This is a genomic window from Collinsella sp. AM17-1, assembly GCF_003470665.1.
In the GTDB taxonomy this organism is placed as follows: domain Bacteria; phylum Actinomycetota; class Coriobacteriia; order Coriobacteriales; family Coriobacteriaceae; genus Collinsella.
In genome coordinates this window covers 69064-86951 of the sequence record NZ_QRJZ01000007.1, presented here as the reverse complement: position 1 = coordinate 86951, position 17888 = coordinate 69064, and the positions used below count along the sequence as shown (strand labels likewise).

Below are 17888 nucleotides of genomic sequence, written 5' to 3'. Positions count from 1 at the left end.
CGCATGTGCATATGCTAGCTATGATACCCCGAGCGGGGGCGCGCTCCTAGAACGTCGCGGACCACAGCCCGTGCAGGTTGCAGTAGGCATAGACGGTACCGGTCTTGGAACCGCCGGCAAAAAACGTCGCGGGCTTCATGCCGGGCTCAAGGTAATGGACCTCTAAGCGGCCCTCGGCCTCAAGGGCGATCCACTCAATATAGTGCTCGGGCAGGCTGGGGTGCTCGACCGAGCCAACGCGTGCGCGAATCACGTGACCGTCGCGCTCGGTCTCGACAACAGGCACGTGCTTCTCGTGCGCCGCGTCCTCAGTGTTTGCGGTCAGTTCCGTGCAACCGGCAGGGGTTGCAACGTCGTTGCCAAGGGCGGCAATGAGCTTACCGTCGGGGTCCTTAAAGAATTTCGCCATGATGTTCTCCTTTGCTGACGTGCCAATGTTCTTGATGGTTCTTATGCCCAAAGGCAGACAAACCATCCACGGCATTGCAAATGAACACATAACGGGCGGGGACGATGGGGCAGCGTGCGCTATCCGCCCTGGCGGCCCCACCCGAGCGGGTTAGCGCCCGTCGCCGCCCAGCAGCGCCAGAACATCTTCGCGGGTAAACAGCGCCGACGAGATGCCGTCGCCGCCGAGCACGCTGTTGACCAGGTCGCGCTTGGACTCCTGCATCTGCATAATGCGCTCCTCGATCGTGTCCTTGGCGATGAGCTTGTACACGGTCACGGTATGTTGCTGGCCAATACGGTGCGCGCGGTCGGTCGCCTGGTCCTGCGCTGCCACGTTCCACCACGGGTCGTAGTGGATGACCACGTCGGCCGCCGTCAGGTTAAGGCCCACGCCGCCCGCCTTGAGCGAAATCAAAAAGACCGGAACCTCGCCCGCTTGGAACTGCGCGACCATCTTGGCGCGGCTCTCCTTAGACGAAGCGCCCGTGAGCTTAAGGAAGGCGATGTCCTCCTTGGCCAAGCGCTTACCGATGATATCGAGCATACCCGTAAACTGGCTGAACAACAGGATGCGATGCCCGCCGTCGAGTGCGCCGTGCACGAGCTCCATACACGTATCGAGCTTGGCGCTCCCCGCCTTGTAATCCTCGTAGTGTAGACGCGGGTCGCAGCAGATCTGGCGCAGCTTGGTGAGCTCGGCGAGCACCTTGAGTTTGTCCTTCTTAAACTCCCCAGCCTCGCGGTGCTGCACCTGCTGGGCGATGCGGTCCTGGTTGGCCAGGTAGAGCTTGCGCTGCTCGCCGGTAAGCTGCGCCATGACGGTGTCTTCGATCTTCTCGGGCAGGTCGGCCACCACGTCTTCCTTAACACGGCGCAGCACAAACGGCGACACGAGCGCCTGCAGGCGAGCGGCGCTATCGCCCTCGGCATGCTCGGCCGGGCTTTCGAAGCGCTTTGCAAACGACTCGCGCGTACCCAGCAGGCCCGGCATCAAAAAGTCGAAGATGCTCCAGAGCTCGGACAGGCGGTTCTCGATGGGCGTGCCCGTCAGGGCAAAGCGTACACCGGCCGGCAGGCGCTTGGCGGCGCGCGCTACCTGCGTGAGCGGGTTTTTAATGTACTGGGCCTCGTCGAGCACCACACGGGCAAAGTCCTGCTCGACGTACTCGTCGATATCGCGCCGCATAAGGTCATACGACGTTACAACCACGTTATGCTCGGCCACGCCGGCGATTTGCACGCGACGCTGGGCCTTGGCGCCCACGATGGCGCACACATCGAGCGACGGGGCGAAGCGCTCCAGCTCGGCGGTCCAGTTGTACACAAGCGACGCAGGGCACACCACAAGCGTGGGCTTAGTGTCCCCCGCCTCCACGCGCGCCAGGACATGCGCAATCATCTGGAGTGTTTTGCCCAGGCCCATGTCGTCGGCCAAAATACCGCCAAGGCCCAGGTGTTCGAGCGAGCCGAGCCACTGGTAGCCGTCGACCTGGTAGCCACGCAGCGTGGCCTTGAGCGAGGCAGGTACCGTAAAGTCCATCTTGCCGAGCGTGTCCAGGCGCTCGACGGTACGGCGGAACGCAGCGTCGCGATCGGCCTCAAGCGCCGGCGTGCGCGCAAGCATGCTGTCGACGAACAGGGTACTCGACGCGGGAAGCGACACGCCGTCGAGCAGGTCGACAGCATCGACCCCCAGATCCTCGGCAAGGCCAAACGCGGCGCGCGCCCCCTCGTCCAGGCGAACGATGTCGCCGGACGTCAGGCGCGCAAACGTTTGATGACGCTTGTACGAATCGAGGTAGACGGCAAGGTCTGCCGCTGAAAGGCCGCTCGCGCCCAGTTCGACATCGAGCAGGTTGCTCTTGACGGTCGCACGCACCGAAAGCTTGGGCGCAGGGCGGACCGAAATCTGGCGCAGACGGTCGCTGAGCATGACCTCACCCAGCTCGGACAGGGCAGACAGGCCCTCGGTCAGCAGGCAGAACAAGCGGGCGTCATCGCGTTCCTCAAACGCCAGGCCGCCCTCGTAGAAATCGAAGTACAGGGCCGCCGTGTCCATAACGCGAAACTCCGCCACCTCGTCGCGGGGCGGCACGCCGGGGCGTTGCTCTTCGAAGGGACTGCCCGGAGCGCCCAGGCTAAAGAGATCCGCCGACCAGTCGCCGTAGGTAACCGTAATTTTGCAGGTCACGAGCCCATCGTCGACGCCGATTGCCATAGCAAAGCTCGGCTCGGGTGCCACGGTATCGAGCGCGGCGGGCGCGGTGAGGTCGGTGTAGTCGCGCAAAATGGGTAGAGCCATACGACAGAACTCCCCCACCTGGTCGGCAGCGATATGGACTGGCGTGCGACAGGGCAGTAAGCGCGATAGGAACGGCGCCGCATGCTGGGCAAACGCCACATCGGTGCGGCGCGCACGGCGGGTGTCGACCAGATAGGCAACGTCGCCCGAAGCAAAGCAGTATGCATCGGCCGGCAGGCGCAGATCGTAGCTGTCACCAGCCGCCGGCGCGATTTTGGCGGCAAGGAGCGGTGGGCGCTTAGCGGACGCCTCGTCCTCCCCTTGCGGAGACAGCTCAACCGCCACGTCATAGGTGCGATGCGCCGCCGTCCCCCGAGACCAGGCGGGCTCAAAAGAGATGGTCTGGCCGCGCAGCAGGTCCAGCACATATACGATGCTATGCTCGGACAGCGGCAACTGACGCTCGGCAACAAAACCGCTGCGGGCAAAGTCGTACGACGCCGAACGCGAGCTTGTGATGTCATCGAGATAGGCAACTGTCGTCACAACAAGGTTGAGCAGCTTTGTCGACACGTCTTCGAAGGCTTCGGGCGTATGGACAAACGTGAGCTTCTTGCCGTACGAGAAGGTGCCGCCTCGGACATAGGCGTCGGCCATGCCGTCGATATCCTTGACCACGTAGGACACCGAACCGCAGCGAATGCGGAACTCGAGCGCCCAGCTAAAGCGGTCGGCGAACAGCGGATTGTAGTACGGCACCAACGAAGGCTCCAACGCCGCTTTGGGAGCGTCGGGATCAACGGCACCGGCAAGCTTGCGGCGCATGCTCGCCAGCTCATCCATGCGCGCGTCCGAAAGATCAGAAAGCGCCGCCATGAGGCTGGGGCTCGTGGGGACGGGCGCCGGAAAGGGAAAGTTAGGGTTGACGGCCGGCGCTTTGGGCGCGGTGCGAACGGGCTGTTTCGGCTGCGCCGTAAACGTGCGAACCGGTGTGCGCAGCCCCTCAACAGGCTCAATGCCGCTGGCGTCCAGGTATGCCAGCGCTGTGGCGATGGCGTGCTTGCACATGCCAGGGTAGCGATAGGCAGCGGGGCAATCGCAGTCGTAGTCGATCACCTCGTGCTCGTCCATGTCGAGCGCCACGTGCGTCCTGTACAGGTCGCCGCGCGAGCCGCGCACCGAGCCCTCAACCGTCACGTTTTTGGAGAAGCGCGAGCCGCTGTCCTCGATCGACAGCACGGCGCCGTTGAGCATGAGCGAACGCCCCTTCATAAAGGTGCCGCTCAGCGCCGCCTCTTTCCGAAGCGCCCGCACAAACGTCCCCTGCGCCATCGCTTCCTCCAATCTCGCACGCCAAATGATTTTTCTGGGACGGGGATGAAAAAATCATTCCCGTCCCAGAAAGACTGGTCTACCGCTACACGTCACCCAAAATGATTTTTTAATCCCCGTCCCAGAAAAATCATTTTAGATAACCGTCACTCTGCCTTGGTTGCCGACGATGGCCTTGGCCTCGGCCAGCAGCGGAATCGAACGCGCGTTGACCTTGGCAGGTACCTCGGCACGCAGCACGCGCCCGTCCACCTGCTCGATAAAGATCTCCACGCGGTCGCCGCCCGGGTTAGCGGTGAGCACCGTGGCCAGGCGCGCCATATTGCCCTGGCTAAAGCGGCTGTTGGGCACCATGACCTCAAACACCTTGGGCTTGTTGTTCTCCTCGTTGAGCTCGAGCGGCACGATCTCCTGCGCGATGATCTGGTCGCCGCGGTCCGAGCGCTCGAGTTTGCCCTTAATGCGCACAAAGGCATCGGACAGCTGCGCGCCGGTCTCGGGATCGACCTCGCCGTACAGGTACCCCTCGGCCTCTTTATAGGTCTTGGGGAACACGACGACGGTGGCCTCGCCTTCCATGTCCTCGAGCTGCACGATGCCCATGGGGTCACCGTTTTTGGTCACGCGTTTGGACACGCTCGAGACCATGCCGGCCCACCACAGCGCCTTGCCCTCGGGAATCTCCTGGTTGATGGTGCCGCCCGTAGGATTCTGGACTTCGTAGCCGGTATCGATCTGCGAGAACGAGAAGTCGCGCGCCTTGGCTAGTGCATACTCAAACGGGCGCAGCGGGTGGTCCGAGACATAGATGCCCAGAACCTCCTTCTCCTGGCTCAGCTTAAGGTGGCGGTCCCACTCCTGACCATCCGGATCGGGCACGCTCACCTCAAAGCCCGAGCCCTCAACGTCGCCAAACATATCAAAGAACGACGTCTGACCGCTCGCGCGATCCTTCTGGCGCTTCACCGCGGCATCGATGATGTTCTCGGGGTTGTTCTTATCCACAAAGTGCATCATCTGGCGACGCGGATACCCCGTGGAGTCGAAGGCGCCTGCCTTGATGAGCGATTCGATCACGCGGCGGTTGGCCTGGCTCGAGTCCACGCGCTCGACAAAGTCGTGCAGCGTCTTAAACGGGCCGCCCGCCTCGCGCTCGGCGATAATCGCCTGCGCCACGCCGGTGCCCACGCCGCGGATGCCGGCCAGACCAAAGCGCACGCCCTCCTTGGTAGCCGTGAACTCGGTACCGGACTCGTTGACATCTGGCGACAGCACGGGGATGCCGTCGTGACGGCATGCCGAGACGTAGTGCACGATCTTGTCGGTCTTGCCCGTATAGGACGTCAGAACGGCCGCCATGTACTCGTGCGGATAGTGCGCCTTGAGCCACGCCGTCTGCATAACCAAGATGGCGTAGCCGGCGGAGTGCGACTTGTTGAAGGCGTAGGACGCGAACTCGAGAACATCGTCCCAAATCTTCTGGGCGACCTCGCGCGTATAGTTGTTCTTGATGGCGCCGTTCATCCAGTGGTCGTAGGTGGTCTCGTCGGAGCCATCCTCCCAGTGGAGCACCGTCGACGTGAGCAGCTTGATTTTCTTCTTAGCCACGGGCTTACGGATACGCGAGTCCGATTCGCCCTTGGAGAAGCCGCACATCTCGACGGAGATGAGCATAACCTGCTCCTGGTAGACCATGGTGCCGTAGGTTTCGCCCAGGATGTCGTCCAGGCGGTCGTCGTAGGAGACCGCCGGCTCCTTGCCGTTCATACGGTTGATGTAGGACGAAACCATGCCGGCGCCCAGCGGGCCCGGGCGGTACAGGGCGATCAATGCTACGACGTGCTTGTACTCGGTGGGCTTCATGTTCTTGATCGTGGCCGTCATGCCGGCGGACTCGACTTGGAAGACGCCGGCGGTGTGGCCGGAACCCATGAGCTTAAAGATCTCGGGATCGTCAAAGGGAATCTCTTCCTCTTTGATGTCGATGCCGAAGTTCTTTTTGATGTTTGCCTTGGCCTTGGAGATAACAGTCAGCGTGCGCAGGCCCAAGAAGTCCATCTTGAGCAAGCCCATGTCGGCAACGGTATGGCCCTCGTACTGGGTAATCTCGACGCCGCCCTTGGTGTCGAGCTTGGTGGGCACGTGCTCGTTGACGGGGTCGCGGCAGATCAGAACGGCGCACGCGTGCACGCCCTCGCCACGGGTGAGGCCCTCGATTGAGAGCGCCGTGTCGATGATGCGGCGGGCGTCGTCGTCCTTTTTATATGCCTCGGCAAAATCGGGGTTAAACAGGTCCTCTTTGCCGGGTTGCTTTTCGAGCACCTGCTTGAGCTTGACCTTGGGGTCGCTCGAGACCATCTTGGACAGACGCTGGCCCATGTAGACCGGGTAGTCCAGGACGCGAGCGGCGTCGTTGATGGCCTGCTTGGCCTTAATGGTCGAGTAGGTGATGACGTGGGTGACCTTCTCGGGGCCGTAGAGCTGGCGAACGTGCTCCACGACCTCGAGGCGCCGCTCATCGTCGAAGTCCATATCGATATCGGGCATCTCGGTACGCTGCGGGGACAGGAACCTCTCGAACATCAGACCGTTCTCGAGCGGGTCGAACGCGGTGATGTTCATGGCGTAGGCGACGATAGCGCCGGCGGCCGAACCACGGCCGGGGCCGACGCCGATGCCGTTGTCCTTGGCCCATTGCACGTACTCGGCAACGATCAAGAAGTAGGCGGCAAAGCCCTTGTCGCAAATGACCTTGTATTCGTACTCAAAGCGCTCTTTGATGTTGACGCCACCGATCTCGCGCGTGGCCCAGTCGTCACCGTAGTGCTGGCGCAGGCCCTTCTCGCACTCGCGGCGGAACTGGCTCTCGTGCGTCTCGCCGGGATCGAGCAACGGGAAGCGCGGCAGGATGATGGAGTCCCAGTCCAGCTCAACGTAGCACTTGTCGGCGATCTCGAGCGTGTTGTCGCAGGCCTCGGGGCAATACGGGAACATCGCCCGCATCTCCTCCTCGGTCTTCATGTAAAACTCCGAGCCGGTCATGCGCATGCGGTTGGGGTCATCGACCTTGGCGTTCATGCCAATACACATGATGACGTCCTGCACGGGAGCGTCCTCGCGGCGCAGGTAGTGGAAGTCGTTGGTAGCGATGACCTTGACGCCTACCTGCTTGGCGATGTCGATGAGCGTGCGGTCCATCTGCTCATCGGTCAGGCCGTTGTCGGTGGTGATGCCGTGTTCCTGGATCTCGATATAAAAGTCGCCAGGTTCGAAGGTATCACGGAAGGTCTCGGCCCACTTGATGGCGCCCTCCATGTCACCGCGGTCGATGTACTTGGGGATGATGCCCGCGATGCAGGCGCTCGTGCAGATCATGCCCTTGGCGTGGCGGCGCAGGTTGTCGAGCGTCACGCGGGGCTTGTAGTAAAAGCCCTGCACGGCTGCCTCGGAAACCGTCTGCATCAGGTTGACGTAGCCCTCCTGGTCCTTGGCCAGAAGGATCATGTGGTAGAGCTCGGGCTTATGGTCGCGGGCAAGCGTCTCGTCCGGCGTAAAGTAGACCTCGCAGCCAAAGATGGGCTTGATGACCAGAGGCGGCTTGAGCTCGTCGATGTTGCCCTTCTCGTCCCACATGGCCATGTCCTTAACGTACTGGGCATGCTCGCGCGGGTTTTCCTCGGGATCGGGCTCCACCAGCTCGTCGCGGCGATCCTTTTCCAAAAAGGCCTTGTCGTGGCTCCAGGTTTTGTACTCGGGCGTGTTGTGGTTGACGGCGTCGCAGGCCAGCGCCAGGTCGGGTACGCCATACATGTAGCCGTGGTCGGTAATGGCCACGGCGGGCATGCCCAGCTCTACGGCACGGTTGACCATATCCTGGATACGGGTTGCGCCGTCGAGCATGGAGAAAACGGTGTGGTTGTGCAGATGGACGAATGCCATGTGATGAGCTCCGATGCGGGTTCGTGATCTTAGGGTTACGATTCTACCGCACAGCGCGGACGGCACCCGAACCTAGCCCAAACCCACACGGCTCCTCTTGCAGTTGCGGTGAAATGCGGACTGTTTGGCGGCTTTTTTGGCCAAAACAGTCCGTATTCCACCGCAAGTTATCTGAGGACTAGAGATTGTAGGTGACCACTTGGGGCTCGGCGGGATCGACGAAGAGGGTCGGATCGGCCTGCTCCACGCGGACGAACTTGACGGTCACGGCCTCAAAGCCCGTCTTGTGCAGAACATCAGCGTAGACACGCGCCTGCAGGGCGTGCTTCTCCTGCAGCTGTTCCGACGTCTCGTCCGGTGTGCCGCCTGTCTTGTAATCGATGACCAGTGCGCGTGACGGATCGGCCGGGTCGGTCGCCAGTGCATCGATGGCGCCCTCGGCATATGCACCGTAGCGGGCGATGTCCTCGTCCTCACAGCCCAGCGAAAAGAACGGCACCTCGGCGCGAACGCACGGCCACGCGAGCAGGTCGGCACGAACAGCCGACTTGAGCCAGCGGTCCAGGGCAACGTCGAAGCGTTCGCGCTGCTCCGGCGTCAGGCGCCACAAGCGTGCCAGCGCATCGGCGCGCTCAGCGGGCAACGCGTCGGCACCCATCTCGATCAGCCACTGGCAGGCAGCATGGAACGCCGAGCCCAGCGCCATGGGGTTGCCGGCGGGCTCAACGGCGGTCACGTCTGCATCCGTCATCTCGGAACCATCCGACTCCGCATCATCGCCGGCCTCGTCCATGGGCACGTGTGCCTCGGCGGCACGGTCCTCGGACTCGGCATGCAGTGCCGCGGCAATTGACGAGTAGCTGTACGAATCGCGCTCCGGATACGGACAGGTGCCCATGCGCACGCCCACCGCCTGGGGATACACAAGCTCAAACGAATCGGGCTCGGGGTCGGCAGGACCGGGAACGGCGGCGCGGGCATCTGCACCGGCACCCTCCGCCTCCGCATCGCCGCGGACAAGCCTGCCCTCGGCATCCAGCGAAGCGTTGGCCTCAAACGCCTGCTCGCCAAAGGAAAAGTCCGCGAGCGAAATGAGCTCGTAGTCGCCCGGCTGGGAGTTGTCGAACACCAGGCGGTCGGCATCGAGCTGCGGCATGTCCAGAGCGTCGGTCGGCAAAATACGGCGCAGCACGTCGTAGGTCAGATCGGTCTCAACGTCGAAGGTCGGCGCACACACCTTGCCACGGCTCACGCCGGCATCCATCGCCAAGATCACCAGCTCGCGCGCACGCGTCATGGCAACGTAGAGCAAGCGGGCCCGCTCCTCGAGCGAGAGCCGCAGGTCATCGTTGCGCAGGCGAACGAATGCCTCGGCGGGAGAACCTGTCGCGCAGACATCCTCCATGAGCTCCGGCGGCAGCCACAGCGATGTGCCCTTGCCCTTAAACGCATGCTCAAACTGCTTTTTGACGTCGTCGCCCTTCACAAAGGTTCCGTCGGCGAGCTTAACGCCGTCGAAGCGTGCCGGCAGCGCCACGACCTGCGCCCCGCCGTCGACGCGACCCATCTGTGCCGCACCGGACGATTTGCGCACGCCAAAACACTCGGCGACCGCCACGACCGGATATTCCAGACCCTTGGAGGCGTGCACCGTCATGATGCGTACCGCGCCGTCGCCCTCCTCGTTGAGGGCACCCGGGGCTTCCTTGCCCGCCAAAAAGCGGTCGAAGGCCAGCGCGATGGAACGCGGCGAGTTGCCAAACTCGGCCTCCGCCTCGGCCACGGCGTCGAGCGCCTTGAGCACGTTGGCGGCAATGGCCTTGCCCTCGGGGCCGCGCTTCGCCAGACGCACGAACCAGCCGGAAGCATTGACCACGTCGCGCGCGATGTTGGCGAACGAATCACGTCCCACGCGGCGCAGCGCATAGCGCAGCACCTCGCGGGCGCGCGTCACCAGTGGCAAGCCCTGCAAGCCGGGCACATCGGAATCGCTCATGATGCCCGCATCGATGTTGCGGCGCGACGTCTCCCCCGTCTGCTCGTCCAGCTTGGTCGCCAGCGCCAGGAATTCCTGAGCGCCGAGCGCAAACATCGGTGAGGCCAGCAGCGGCATAAGGCCCTGCGCCGTATCGGCCGGGTTAGCAAGCGCGCACACCAGGGCACGCACCGTTTGGACCTCGGCAGCCTGGGCAAAGACCGAACCGCCTGCGATCACGCAGTCGAGCCCCTGGTCGCGGAAGGCCTGGGCGTAGACGTCGGCGTTGGTCATGCGGCCCAGTAGCAGCACTATGCCGCCCTGGGGCTGGCCCGCTTTAACGAGCGCTTGGAACCGCTCCGCAATCGCACGAGCTTTCGCCTGCGTTCGCTCCTGGGTGCTGCCGCCGGCAACGAGCAGCGCCTGGCGGCGCGAAGCCTTTGCCTTGAGCTTGTCCTCGCGATCGTCACTCGGCTCAAGATCCAAGAACCCCTGCATCAAACCACCGGTATCGCCGTCAAAGACGCGTGCCACATAGCGCAGCACCTCGTCGTGGCTGCGGAAGTTGCGCACGAGCTTGACGAGCTCGCCGGCAGGGGCATCGGATGCGACGGAGGTCTCGGGCGCAGCAGAGGAGCCCACCTTGCGCTCCTGGCGACGGAACACCTCGACCTCTGCCCCACGAAAGCGATAGATGGACTGCTGCGCATCGCCCACGGTGCACAGCGCGCGCTCCCCCGCACCCGTCAGATAGCGAATCAAATCGACCTGCATCTGGTCGGTATCCTGAAACTCATCGATCATGACCATCTTAAAGCGGCCTTCATAGGCCGCTCGAATAGCCGGGTAGTCGCGCAGCGCCTCATAGGCCATGCGCAGCAGGTCGTTGTTGTCGAGGGCGGACTGGCCGGCCTTCAGCGCGCGATACTCTGCCTCCACGGAACGGGCCAGGCCCACCAGCGCATCGAGCGCCGGACCACCGCAGGCAAGCACGATATTGATAAACGCATCGGCGGCCTCGGCCTTGAGCAGCTCAATCTGCTCCTTAGGGAATGCCTTGCTCGCGCGCGGCATGGTACACGACATCATGAGTCGCGCCGCATCGACCATGGTCTTGCCGCTCGCCTCGAACGCGTCGATGGCATCGAGCGCCGTCTGTGCCTTCTCGGTCGCGGCCTTGCTCGCGCCCAACGCCGCGCGATAGGCATCGGCCAGCGCCGAGGTGTCGGCCTGGCCGCGTGCCACGTGTACATCGTCCATGCCGCCCGGCAGCTGGCTCGATAGCTCCAACAGATCGCGCACCAGGCCTTTGACGGTCGTGCCGGCGCCAAAGGGACCGCCCTCGCCCGCCATGGGATACCAGGCGTAGAGGGCCTTGAGCGATGCCGCGAGCTCGGGGGCGGCATCGGGCGCCGTCGCGCGACCCAACACATGCTCAACAGCCTGATCCATGAGCTCGTCGGTATCGGTGAGCACCGTGAACTCGGGATCGATGCCCAGCTCCAACGCGTGTGCGCGCAGGATACGCGAGCACATGCCGTGAATGGTCGAGATCCACGCGTCGTCGACGGTCAGTGCTTCCTCGTCCGTGCCCTCGTCGATAAGCGCACGGCGCACGCGGTCGCGAATCTCGGCCGCGGCATCTTTGGTAAAGGTGATGGCGAGCACCTGGTCCAGATGCTCAACGAACGGACCGGATTCGGGCGAGAGCGCGTAGACGATGCGACGCGTGAGGGTAAAGGTCTTGCCCGAACCGGCGCCCGCCGAGACAAACAGCGGACGGTCGAGCGTCTTGACGATCTGCAGCTGTTGCGGCATCAAGGTCGAAAGATCCATGGTCTACACGTCCCTCCTTACAAACGTTCCTTCGTGGTTATACGAGCAGCGCGCATGCGCGGCCTGAACCGACGTCGGGTCGACGGCGGCAACGTTGCCCGCCTCGAGCTCGCGCAGGCGCTCGGCGATGCCGGCCTCCACGCGATCGAGCAGGGCGTCGAAGTCCATGCTGCCACCCTCGCCCGGAAAGCCCTTCTTAAGGCCCGGGATGCGACCGTCGCCGCGCTCTTCCTCGAGCAGCTCGGCGCTCGCGGCACCGCGCAACGCCGGCTTGCCGCCCTTGGTCGAAAAGTAGAGCGCCGCGCGGGTGTCCAAATCCAGCGCCCGGCGCATGGCCTGGGCGTAGATGAGCGTTTGGGTATGTGGCGGCAACCAGCGCGGATCGTCGATGGGCGCTGCGTCCGATTCCTCGTCGCGCACCGTAGGGTCGGCGAGCTTAAACTCCTCAACGCCCGTGCGATGCTTGTAGTCGATCACCACGGCACGATTCTCGGCGTCCACGTCCACGCGGTCGATGCGCCCGCCAAGCGGCCAACCGGCATACTCGACCTTAAGCTCATTAAAGGCGAACTCAAGGTAGCGCGGGACAAAGGGGCCAAGCGCCTCGGACTCGTAGGCAAGCACGCCCTCCAGCTGGGGCAAAATCTCGGCCACCTGGCGCTCCTCCACCGGGGAGAGCGGCACCAGCGGGCCCTCGGTACCGCGCTTGCCGGCGTGCTCGGCCAGGGTCTCGTCAAAGACCTCGTGTAGCAGCTCCTGTGCACGCGGCAGATTCATGGGCGTCACGCGCTCCATGCCCTCTTGGGGCAGACGGGCGTGCAGGTGCTCCAGCACGTCGTGGACAAAGTTGCCCTTCTCCATATTGCCAAAGCCCGCGTCGATGGACTGGGGCTTCACGCGGTACGAGACGAACCAGCATAGCGGACAAGTCGAATAGGCCTCGATCTGCGAGGCAGACGTCAGGCGCGGTACCAGCGGTGCATCCTCGCCCTCGCCATCGCGACGGCGCAGGACCAGATATGGAACGGCCTCGGCGCTCAGATGCTGAGGGGCTTCACAGGTCACGCGCTCGCACTTGAGACCTTCGCCTGCCGCGGGATCGAAGTCCCTTACAATATCGCCCTCACCCACGCACATCACCTTGTCGGCGCCAGCGGCCTTGTCGTCGTCAGTGGCCTTAGCGTCGTCAGCTGCCTTGTCGGCGTCTGCGGCCTTAGCAGCTTCAGCGGCCTCGGCATGCGCCCGCAACTCGGTCCACACGGCAGCCGGGTAGCACTCGCGCGCTTGGCGATCGTGCGTCACGCGGGCAAGCGCAACCGGGCCGCGTGCCGCCTGCATTGCACGGCCAAAGCGCACGCGCAGCAGGGCGGCGGGCTCCAAAGACACGCCGTCGCGGCGCAGCCCGGCCGTCAGCGTGGCCAGCGGACCCTCTTCGTGCGAAAGCGGATAGCTGTCCAGGTCGACATCGGCAAACAGCACGGCATCGTAGCTGCCGGGGCGCAGAACCGCCGCATCGGCAAGCGAAGCAAAGCGAACCTGGGCACGCGGCGCGCGGTCAACCTCGTAGGTCTCGTAATCGTAGGCGGTGCTACGCTTGTCCACCTTGGTGCGAACGCCATCGAGCACGGGCACGGTCGCGGCCTGCGACACGTCGAGCGCGCGGGCGCCATTCATAAGGATGTCGATGACATGGCGCAGCAGGGCCACCTCCGCCTGGCGACGGGCTTGGCCATCCAAGCTGCCCAGCGAGCGATCGGGCAACGCCTCGGCAACGGCAAGCATGGCCTTGAGCGCCGCCACGGGCTTGTCACGCCACAGCGCCTGGAACACGTCCGAGACCACACACGGCACATTCTTAAACCAGTTTTCGTCGCTCGCCGCCTTGCGCGCGCCCCTCACCTGGCCCTGAACGCTCTGCAGCAGGCTCTTAACGCCCGCGGTAGTCTTGCTGCGCGAGAGACGCATATTCTTATCGAAGGTACGGGCATTGACGGCATCAGCGCCCGAAAGCGGACTGTAGATCCAGTCGGTAAGCTCCGGCGCGGGCCACCACTCGGTCTTTGACGCCATGCCCTCATCGGCGGCTTTCATACGCTCGATCAGGTTGGCGAGCGCCGTAAACTGCCTGCCTGCAATGGACTGGGAAAACGCCGTGAACTCAGTCGTCTCGGCGGCGATATGACGAGCCGCCAGACGAGAGGCGAGCTCACCGAACAGCTGGGGTGCCCGGGCAGAAACAACGAGCACGCGCACGGGGTCGGCGGGCGTTGCAGTAGCTTTATCGGCCTTGGACTCCTTGTGCACTTTCACCAACTTATCGATGGCATCCGCATAGACATGAGCACGGGCATGGGGCCCGGCGACCTCAATAAAGGCAGGCTGAGCGGCGGTCCCGCAAGCGGCATCAGACGCGCCGACACCCTCCCCCAGCGACGTGACCTCAAACAGCACGCCACGGACATCAAAGGCCGTGGCAAGCTCCTCGCGCATCGCCGCCTGCTCGCGGGCAAGCAGCACGACGACCTCTCCCCCATTGTTCGCCACGGCAGACAGCAGCTCGAGCAGACCGTGCGTAAACGACGTGATACCGCGCACGCATACGGCGCGGGCGCACGCCGGCAGGCTATCGGCCAGGGCACCGGCCATAATGTCGGCCGCCTCGCAGGGCTCGACCATATCTCGACGGTCCAAACCGCCCGCGTAGGCACGCAAAAGCTCGAACACGCGAGCCTCAGCGTCGCTTTTGGGCTCGGGCTGAGCGGCGGCATCACGGCAGCGTTCGTCGCCCGTCCCCGCCACGCCAGGCAACACATCGCGGGCCATACGCGAAAGCATGCGTACCGTGCCTTGGCTGCGCGAGAGCGGCTGCAGAGCAGCGTCGTCGCAGCGGTCAATCATGTCCGAGAACAGCATCTGGCGCTGAAGGTTATCCACAAAGCTGCGGCCATCGCCCATAAGCTCCCAAAGCGAGCGAAGCCACGATGTAGGCGTCTTGTAGTCAATACCCAGCGAAATCCCGGCTTCCGCCGCATCATGACGGCACAGGTCGAGCTCGGCAAACGTAGGTGCCAGCAGCACGGCACGTCCGTGGCAGTCAACAAGGTCGGCAAGCAGCGCCGACTCGGCATCACTCAAATCCGTGCCGGCATTGGTGGTATAGATTCGAACAGGCATGGTCCTCCACTCAAACCGTTCGCAATAATCAATACTTCCATCCTACCCGCCCACGCGGACAGATTTGCCCCACGCCAACAGATTTCCTCCGTCCCCAAGGGATCAAAAAACCGCCCCCGAAGGGACGGTTCTGCGCAATTCGTTTGTCGCCGATGGCCTACTCGCCATCCTCCAGTTTGATGAGGATCTTGCGATAGCCACCGTACTCGCCATTAAGCGCCTTGGACACGCGGCTCACCGTGGTGGACGAAGCGCCGGTGCGGGCCTGAACCTCAACATAAGGCTCGCCCTCATCCAGATAACGCGCAACCTGCAGACGTTGCGAAAGATCGCAGATCTCGCGCGGCGTGCAGATATCGGTTAAAAACGCCTGGATATCCTTCTCGTCATCCAAAAGACTAAATGCGTGGACCAGCTGCTTGACATCAGGCTTGTCAAACATGTTCTCGATATTCATCGATCACCGCCAAACCCGCCAAAAGGCATCGAAGTTGATACTGACATCGGGCATCGTTCGCCCGTTCTATGCAATAGGGCAACGCCTGTGGCTTTTGCCCGTAGCAGTTTAGCACACCACCAAACTAAAGCGACAAGACTCTCTGCCAGCGGCGCGTTTTTCAGGACGAACGCCGTTTAAAAACCGAATGCGCACGTAAGCTCCATGAATATTTGAGACAATGGGCGCCCAAACACCGCGGCGCGCCCGCGCAACCATCCAGGTCGCCGCCGCAAGCCGCTTCACGCGACGCCAGCAACCCCGGCGCAAGAAAGGATTCACGCCATGCGCTTTATGCTTAACTGGCTCTTCACCTCGATTGCCATCGCGATCGCCACGTTCCTCGTCCCCGGCATCCAACCCTTCGGTTTTGCCGAGGCCTGGGTCTGTTTCGCCTTTGTGGGACTGTTCCTCAACATCGTCGATTCGCTCGTCAAGCCGTTCCTGACTGTCATCTCACTGCCGCTCACTATTATTACGCTTGGTATTTTTCAGCTCGTAGTCAACAGCTTTATGCTCGAGCTGGCCAGCTACCTGTCGGTCAATCTGCTGGGCGCGGGCATCTCCATTGCCAGCTTTGGATCGGCCTTTATGGGCAGCATCCTGGTATCCATCATGCGCAGCATCCTCGACAGCATCGCCGAGGGCTAAAACAGCCGTTCCGACCGCGCCCATCTCAACAGCCCAAAACAAAGGCCGCCCATCGCAAAAATGGGCGGCCTTCTAATTTGTCAAGTCTCAGAGAGCGAGACAATCTACCATTTCTACCCCGTCCCCAAATGGCAGGTGTGGGTTAGAAGACGTAGTCGTAGCCTTCGTTGGGAGCGACAAGTTGATCGAGTGTCACACCGTCGAGGTAGTCGTTGATGAGCTTGTCGAGGTTCTTCCACACGTCAAGCGTGGGGCACTCATCCGAACGCGAGCAGCCCTTGCAGTCGCCATCCAGGCAGGCGACCGGCGCCAGACTACCCTCGGTCAGGCGCAGAATCTCGCCCACCGTGTACTGCTCGGGAGGGCGCGTGAGCACGTAGCCACCGCCCTTGCCACGCATGCCCGAGAGCATGTTGGCGCGCACGAGCGTAGCCAAGATGTTCTCGAGATATTTCTCGGAAATCCCCTGTCGCGCCGCGATCTCTTTGAGCGGGATGCGACCGGCCGCCTGATGCTCGGCCAGATCGACCATAACGCGCAGGGCATATCTGCCCTTAGTAGAAACCAACATGTATGGTGCTGCCTTTCGGTCATTTAGTCCGTAGAAATTCTAGCCGAAAAATTGGTTTTGAAAATACCCATTCCCGTCAAGGTGGTTAATCGACTCGTAATAATCTTCTATTTCCTATTGCATTACTAGGCTTTAGTGTCTACTATGCTTGCCAACAGAAATACGAACAACCTATAAGGTTTATAGGTTTTACTGTTGCACTCACCGTACAACCACACGGCAACCGGCAACTTGAACACTTTGGAGGTTCATCATGAGCAATGTTTACACGTCCATCGATCAGCTTATCGGCCACACCCCGCTTCTGGAGCTCACCCACTTCGAGGCCGACGATGACCTCAAGGCCCGTGTGCTCGTCAAATTGGAATACTTCAACCCCGCCGGGTCCGTCAAAGACCGCGTCGCCAAGAACATGATTGACGAGGCCGAGAAGGCCGGCAAGCTCGTGCGCGGTGGCGACTACACCATCATCGAGCCCACGAGCGGCAACACCGGCGTCGGCATCGCCTCGGTGGCGGCGGCCCGCGGCTACAAGGTGATCATCACCATGCCCGAGACCATGTCCGTCGAGCGCCGCAAGCTGATGCAGGCATACGGTGCGCAGCTCGTGCTCACCGACGGCTCCAAAGGCATGAAGGGCGCTATCGCCAAGGCCGAAGAGTTGCAGAAGGAGACCCCCAACAGCATCATCGCCGGCCAGTTTGTGAACCCCGCGAACCCGGCCATTCACAAGGCCACGACCGGCCCCGAGATCTGGGACGACACCGACGGCAAGGTCGACATCTTCGTCGCCGGCGTCGGCACCGGCGGCACCGTGACCGGCGTGGGCGAGTTCCTCAAGGAGCAAAACCCCGAGATTCAGGTCGTCGCCGTCGAGCCCGCCACCTCCCCGGTGCTCTCTAAGGGCCAGGCCGGCCCGCACAAGATCCAGGGTATCGGTGCCGGCTTTGTGCCCGACGTCCTCGACACCCAGGTCTACGACGAGATCATCCCCGTCGAGAACGACGACGCCTTTGCCACCGGCCGCGCCGTGGGCCACAAGGAGGGCGTGCTCGTGGGCATTTCGTCCGGCGCCGCCGTGTGGGCCGCACTGCAGCTGGCCAAGCGCCCCGAGAACGAGGGCAAGACCATCGTGGCGCTGCTCGCCGACACCGGCGAGCGCTACCTGTCCACGGCACTCTTCCAGGACTAGAGCTCTCGTTCCTAGAACGAGTCCAAGGCA

General features: G+C 62.8%; 9 protein-coding genes. 2 read left to right on the top strand and 7 right to left on the bottom strand.

The window, feature by feature from the left end:
* Nucleotides 1–46 precede the first annotated feature (46 nt).
* From DW195_RS05055 to DW195_RS05030, 6 genes are all read right to left on the bottom strand, one after another.
* Nucleotides 47–409, bottom strand: coding sequence for a desulfoferrodoxin family protein (locus tag DW195_RS05055; RefSeq protein WP_089572163.1), 363 nt, complete (start codon nt 407–409; stop codon nt 47–49).
* Between the two features lie 150 nt (nt 410–559).
* Nucleotides 560–4024: an SNF2-related protein gene (locus DW195_RS05050; protein ID WP_118206040.1), complete on the bottom strand. Its 3465-nt coding sequence runs from the start codon at nt 4022–4024 to the stop codon at nt 560–562.
* 135 nt (nt 4025–4159) lie between these two features.
* Entirely contained in the window at nt 4160–7963 is a 3804-nt protein-coding gene (gene dnaE, locus DW195_RS05045; protein ID WP_117716861.1) for a DNA polymerase III subunit alpha, read from the bottom strand.
* A gap of 178 nt (nt 7964–8141) precedes the next feature.
* Nucleotides 8142–11774 (bottom strand): UvrD-helicase domain-containing protein, encoded by a 3633-nt coding sequence (locus DW195_RS05040; protein ID WP_118206039.1) that lies wholly within the window; start codon nt 11772–11774, stop codon nt 8142–8144.
* A gap of 3 nt (nt 11775–11777) precedes the next feature.
* Nucleotides 11778–14948, bottom strand: coding sequence for a PD-(D/E)XK nuclease family protein (locus DW195_RS05035; protein ID WP_118206038.1), 3171 nt, complete (start codon nt 14946–14948; stop codon nt 11778–11780).
* A gap of 157 nt (nt 14949–15105) precedes the next feature.
* Nucleotides 15106–15405 (bottom strand): YerC/YecD family TrpR-related protein, encoded by a 300-nt coding sequence (locus DW195_RS05030; RefSeq protein ID WP_022094855.1) that lies wholly within the window; start codon nt 15403–15405, stop codon nt 15106–15108.
* A 324-nt stretch (nt 15406–15729) separates the two neighbouring features.
* On the opposite strand from DW195_RS05030, the gene DW195_RS05025 reads away from it, so the two are divergent.
* Nucleotides 15730–16095 carry a phage holin family protein gene (locus DW195_RS05025; RefSeq protein WP_055250947.1) on the top strand — a complete coding sequence of 122 codons (366 nt, stop codon included), beginning with the start codon at nt 15730–15732 and terminating at the stop codon, nt 16093–16095.
* Between the two features lie 142 nt (nt 16096–16237).
* On the opposite strand, the gene DW195_RS05020 is transcribed toward DW195_RS05025, so the two are convergent.
* A complete protein-coding gene (locus DW195_RS05020) occupies nt 16238–16666 on the bottom strand; it encodes an Rrf2 family transcriptional regulator (RefSeq protein ID WP_118206037.1) in 429 nt (142 codons plus the stop codon).
* A gap of 253 nt (nt 16667–16919) precedes the next feature.
* Between DW195_RS05020 and cysK the strand changes: the two genes are divergently transcribed.
* A complete protein-coding gene (gene cysK, locus DW195_RS05015; protein ID WP_118206036.1) occupies nt 16920–17858 on the top strand; it encodes a cysteine synthase A in 939 nt (312 codons plus the stop codon).
* The last annotated feature ends 30 nt before the right edge of the window (nt 17859–17888 follow it).

Coding starts and splice junctions, on each gene's coding strand:
- DW195_RS05055 (WP_089572163.1), bottom strand. CDS start 409: ATGGCGAAATTCTTTAAGGACCCCGACGGTAAGCTCATTGCCGCCCTT.
- DW195_RS05050 (WP_118206040.1), bottom strand. CDS start 4,024: ATGGCGCAGGGGACGTTTGTGCGGGCGCTTCGGAAAGAGGCGGCGCTG.
- dnaE (WP_117716861.1), bottom strand. CDS start 7,963: ATGGCATTCGTCCATCTGCACAACCACACCGTTTTCTCCATGCTCGAC.
- DW195_RS05040 (WP_118206039.1), bottom strand. CDS start 11,774: ATGGATCTTTCGACCTTGATGCCGCAACAGCTGCAGATCGTCAAGACG.
- DW195_RS05035 (WP_118206038.1), bottom strand. CDS start 14,948: ATGCCTGTTCGAATCTATACCACCAATGCCGGCACGGATTTGAGTGAT.
- DW195_RS05030 (WP_022094855.1), bottom strand. CDS start 15,405: ATGAATATCGAGAACATGTTTGACAAGCCTGATGTCAAGCAGCTGGTC.
- DW195_RS05025 (WP_055250947.1), top strand. CDS start 15,730: ATGCGCTTTATGCTTAACTGGCTCTTCACCTCGATTGCCATCGCGATC.
- DW195_RS05020 (WP_118206037.1), bottom strand. CDS start 16,666: ATGTTGGTTTCTACTAAGGGCAGATATGCCCTGCGCGTTATGGTCGAT.
- cysK (WP_118206036.1), top strand. CDS start 16,920: ATGAGCAATGTTTACACGTCCATCGATCAGCTTATCGGCCACACCCCG.